The sequence below is a fragment of the Nostoc flagelliforme FACHB-838 genome (genome assembly GCF_014698065.1).
Taxonomy (GTDB): Bacteria; Cyanobacteriota; Cyanobacteriia; order Cyanobacteriales; family Nostocaceae; genus Nostoc; species Nostoc flagelliforme_B.
In genome coordinates, this window is record NZ_JACJSI010000435.1 from 1 (window position 1) to 4,637 (window position 4,637).

General features: G+C 40.7%; 4 protein-coding genes and 1 pseudogene. 2 read left to right on the top strand and 3 right to left on the bottom strand.

Annotation, left to right across the window (positions count from 1 at the left end; genetic code table 11):
- Window positions 1–161: 161 nt before the first annotated feature.
- Window positions 162–329: a ribbon-helix-helix protein, CopG family gene (locus H6G97_RS45825; RefSeq protein WP_190945973.1), complete on the bottom strand. Its 168-nt coding sequence runs from the start codon at window positions 327–329 to the stop codon at window positions 162–164.
- A gap of 248 nt (window positions 330–577) precedes the next feature.
- On the opposite strand from H6G97_RS45825, the gene H6G97_RS45830 reads away from it, so the two are divergent.
- Window positions 578–922 carry a hypothetical protein gene (locus H6G97_RS45830; protein WP_190947057.1) on the top strand — a complete coding sequence of 115 codons (345 nt, stop codon included), beginning with the start codon at window positions 578–580 and terminating at the stop codon, window positions 920–922.
- A gap of 50 nt (window positions 923–972) precedes the next feature.
- Here the strand turns inward: H6G97_RS45830 and H6G97_RS45835 are convergent, their stop codons facing one another.
- Window positions 973–1,227 (bottom strand): hypothetical protein, encoded by a 255-nt coding sequence (locus H6G97_RS45835; RefSeq protein WP_190947058.1) that lies wholly within the window; start codon window positions 1,225–1,227, stop codon window positions 973–975.
- A 1,026-nt stretch (window positions 1,228–2,253) separates the two neighbouring features.
- On the opposite strand from H6G97_RS45835, the gene H6G97_RS45840 reads away from it, so the two are divergent.
- The gene (locus H6G97_RS45840) at window positions 2,254–4,407 is read left to right on the top strand and encodes a CheR family methyltransferase (protein WP_338421991.1); all 2,154 of its coding nucleotides are present in this window, start codon (window positions 2,254–2,256) and stop codon (window positions 4,405–4,407) included.
- Here H6G97_RS45840 and H6G97_RS45845 read toward each other — a convergent pair.
- A pseudogene (locus H6G97_RS45845) lies at window positions 4,396–4,637 on the bottom strand (hypothetical protein); the annotation flags it as partial. The gene H6G97_RS45840 and the pseudogene H6G97_RS45845 overlap by 12 nt on opposite strands.

A 4,637-nucleotide genomic window follows, 5' to 3' on the forward strand; every position in this document is an offset into this window, starting at 1 on the left:
TAAGTCGGAAATTTCGATTCCGTAGGCGAGGCAGTTTTCATTCATGCCTCTTAATCTACCATTTACGTGTACTTATTTTTTACAGTAGCAGGATAACTCCTGTGAACGTTTACGCAGATTTAGTATTTTTCCACTGCTGATTTAATTCCTCTGGCTGACTGTTATGCTGATGGAATTCGTTCAATTGCATTTATTTCTAGAGAACGAATCAATTCCCGAATTACATCAGTTGCAGGTCTTCCGGTCATTTGACAATATTTTTCCAGCTTTTTCGCTTCACTATCAGTTAAATTGATAGTGATTCGTTTTACTGCCCATTTTTTGCTCATAGTTTACTAAATTTTCATCTGCTACATATTGGATCAAGCCAATTTCCCAAATCAACTTTTACAGGCAGGCTTTAACAATTTATACTAACCCTATTCTGTCACTCTTGGAAAACAATAATCGAAGCAAGATTCTGAAACTTTGGTTGAGCCAAGCTTTGAACCTTTATTTTCTAATAGTAACTAAAATTTGTAGCTAAAACCTGAAAACTAAAGCTGCGAAAGGCTTACAGGGATTAGCTTCTCCCAGATTGACAAAACAGGGTTATTACGGCGGCATCAATGAATGGATACCAATGCCTCTGTTAAAGAATTTCTCTGGCTATGACCGGGATACCAAAAACTTTATTGACTCTGCACCAAGTAATAAGCAAACTTCTCAAGCTGGAACTAATTCATCTTGCACACCAACAACCCAAGCTCAACAAATGTTGGCGCTCTTAGAGAAGACAAAAGCCAATTCAATAGATGAGTTTATCCAAACCGAGTTGAAATTAGACGGAGTTCCACCAGAGCTGATCCGAAAAGGAATTGAAAAATTACTCCAAAATTCTCCAATTAAATATAAGTTCAATGCTTTGAATAATCAAAACTGAGAATTTACATCAGGAGAAAAATATTCAACCGAGCGTTTCATGGGAAAATTTCAAGCCGTTTGGATAATAACCCATTTCGAGTTTTTGATATTGTTTAGATATTTGTCAGCATAGCGGAAAGCTGCTGTCTTATCGTGTTTTGCTATATTCAGTGCTTGTAACAATACATATAAAGGAATTGCCACCTGTGTGAGCTTTTCGGCTAATATTACAGACTCTTCTTCTGTTGCCGCTACTGTCGCTTCTAATGGTTCAAAATTTATTTCCTTATTTATACGGTTATCTAACATTGTAGTATCAGCCATAAATGCACCTTTAAAACTTGTATAATGCAGTTTTACTGAAAGGCAGCAGGAATAAATCCGTGTTTGTGCGGGACTTATTAATCAGCTAACTTGATGAATCCGCACAATTGCCGTAGCCAGCGCATATTGATTAAACATCTCGTTTGCCATCTTTTTCCAAGATGGCAATTAATTCCAACACTCGCATATTTTCTCCCGTCCAAACTTTATCTAGTAACCGCAAATTTTCAAGAGTTAATGTCTTTGAGGTGCAGTTATCAGAATTGTGACGTTATTTATCAAGCCCAGCGTTACTGTAGTGGCGATTGGGTTGGGTTTTGCGGCTGGAGCGTCTGAGAAATTGTTGGTTCAAAAAGGGGAATAAACGTCTATAATCGTTACCTACGAACTTAGAGATTATTAACATCAGTGGATAAAAAATATTTGGAATTCTTAGGATCAAGGTAATAGGCGGGTGCTTGGACAACTCCCGACAGCCGCCGGGAAAACCAGGGCAAACGCATCTAAATTACTCTTCATCACAACCAAGGTTGAGAAGCAACGAAAAATTAGGATTTCTCGTTTAATTTATTTTTTATGACTCAAAAATGATAGGATTAATACAAGGAACTATAAAATGTGTGTTTCCACTCAATTAGTTTTAGTTTTGAATAGCGTAATGATTGGTGTTGCATTTATTCTAGTTTCATAGTTTTTGGCAGTGATTTGGATTCAGGAAAATTAAAATTGTTTATAGTTTATATTTATTTATTTAAATATTCAAATAAATATGTTTTTCATAAATAAAATGACCGTGCTGTTAAGAAAGTAGCGAAGGTTAAAAAATATATTTTCTTCCTGCCTCCTGCTTTTATTTGGTAAACCAACCTAAAATATAAACCTTAGCCGCCAAAGCATTGCGGTACTAAACCTGATCTTATAACATCTAATCAAGCCTCTGAGGAACCTGTATCTGAATCTACCGCGAATGAAACGTTCGACATAGAGCAGCAAGATATTGCAGATGCTTTATTTCCCATCGTTGGCATTGCCGCCTCTGCGGGTGGATTAGAGGCATTTACGCAGTTACTTAAGCATTTGCTTACCGATACAGGGATGGCATTTGTGCTGATTCAACACTTAGACCCTAACCACAAGAGTCTGTTGAGCGAGATTCTCGCAATAACAACTCAAATGCCCGTCACTGAAGTGCAAGATGGCGTGACTGTAGAACCTAACAAGATCTACATTATTCCCCCTAACACTAAGATGATCTTATCTAATGGAGTGTTGCAGCTCACGCCGCGAGAGAAAGTTCAGGGTAAATATATGCCTGGTGATGCGTTCTTTACTTCATTGGCAGCAGATCGAGGGCACAAAGCGATCGCAGTGGTTTTATCTGGATCGGATGGAGACGGTTCACTGGGGCTGAAAGCAATCAAGGCAGCCGGAGGCGTGACTTTTGCTCAGTGTGAAAACACGGCACAATTCGATAGTATGCCCAATAGGGCTGTTGCCACCGGGAATGTTGATTTTGTATTGCCGCCGGAAAAAATTGCCGAGGAGCTGGCAAACCTCAGTCGCAATCCTTTTATTTCTGGCTCATTGCCACTGATCGCGGTTGAGAAGTTGCCCGAACAGGGAGATGCCCTGGCGACTATATTTGTATTATTGCGATCGCAAACTGGCGTTGACTTCAGCCACTACAAGCCCAACACCCTTGAGCGCCGAATCCAGCGCCGAATGCTGTTGTATAAACTAGAACGCTTGGAGGATTATACCGAGTATTTGCAAAACAATCCAAGTGAAGTGAAGGCGCTGTATGAAGAAATTCTGATCCACGTCACCCATTTTTTCCGCGATCCCGAAGCATTTGAAGTGTTGAAAGAGCGAGTCTTTCCTACCATCATCCAAAACAAATCAGCAGAGTTGCCGATTCGGATTTGGGTAGCTGGGTGTTCGACGGGTGAAGAAGTGTATTCCATCGCCATCTCCTTACTGGAGTTTTTGTCAGATAAAGTAACCTCGCCGCCGATCCAAATTTTTGCCACAGACATCAGTGAAATAGCGATTGAAAAAGCGAGAACAGGTATTTATGCAGAGAATCAAATGGTGGAAGTCTCACCAGAGAGCCGCCGCCGATTTTTTAATGCCCTTGAGGGCGGTGGATATCAAATTAGCAAAGCTGTGCGCGAACTATGTGTGTTTGCCCGACAAGACTTGGGCAGCGATCCCCCTTTTTCTAACTTGGATTTAGTCAGTTGTCGAAATGTACTGATTTACTTGGGCGAAACGTTGCAAAAACGGATATTGCCCATCTTTCATTACAGTCTTAACCCGACTGGCTTTTTGTTGCTAGGGACTTCAGAAAGTACAGGTAAATATTCGGACTTGTTTACTCTAATTGACAAAAAGTATAAAATCTACAGCAAAAAGCTAACTGGAATTCGTCCAACTTTTTCGTTCATTACCAGCAATTATCCGATAGTAAAAGTGGACGAATCAAAGCCGACCGATGAGAATCCATCAGATGAGTTTGACTTAGAGAAAAAAACTGACCAACTAATCTTGAATCGCTATGCCCCAGTGGGTGTAGTGATCAACGACAAGATGGAGGTGCTGCAATTTCGGGGAGAAATCGATCTCTACCTCAAACTTTTACCGGGGAAACCGAGTCTTAACTTATTCAAAATGGTGCGCCAAGGCTTGCTCATGGAGCTACGGGCGACAATTTATCAGGCACAACGGCAAAAAATTCTAGTTAGAAGAGAAGGGTTACGGATTGAATCCGACGAGCTTTCAAAAATCATCAATCTTGAGGTGATTCCATTCAACCCTGGGACCGACGAAGAATTCTACTTTTTGGTTTTATTTGAACAAGCGCCACCCACGGTTAAAAACGTCAACACGGTAAATCCTGAAAGTTTAGAGCAGCCAGACTCAGAGCGAGAGAATGTTCGGCTAAGACTTGAAATCGCAACCGCCATCCAAAAGCAGGCTGCAACTCAAGAATATCTACAAGCGGTGATCCAAGAGCAAGAGCATATCAATCAAGACCTGAAAGTTGCCAATGAAGAAATCCTCTCTAGTAATGAAGAGTTGCAAAGCACCAATGAGGAGCTAGAAACTGCCAAAGAAGAGATTCAGGCAACCAACGAAGGTATCGGCTCAAAATTTCGGGGTAGAGATTTATTCAGGTAGCCACGACCAACCAAATGGGTTAGAAGAAGACTTCTCTCGAATAATGTTACCCAAACAGGGAATATCACCGAGTTGCAAAATCCGGTCATGCATATACTCAAAAAAGCTAATACCTAACTTACGAGTAGTGGCAACCAGGGACATGAAAATATCCCATGCTTTGGTACCAAGTTCTGTTTGGGTGGCATAACTAATCTTGCGTCGCTGTACCATAGTTCTAGCAGCCAACT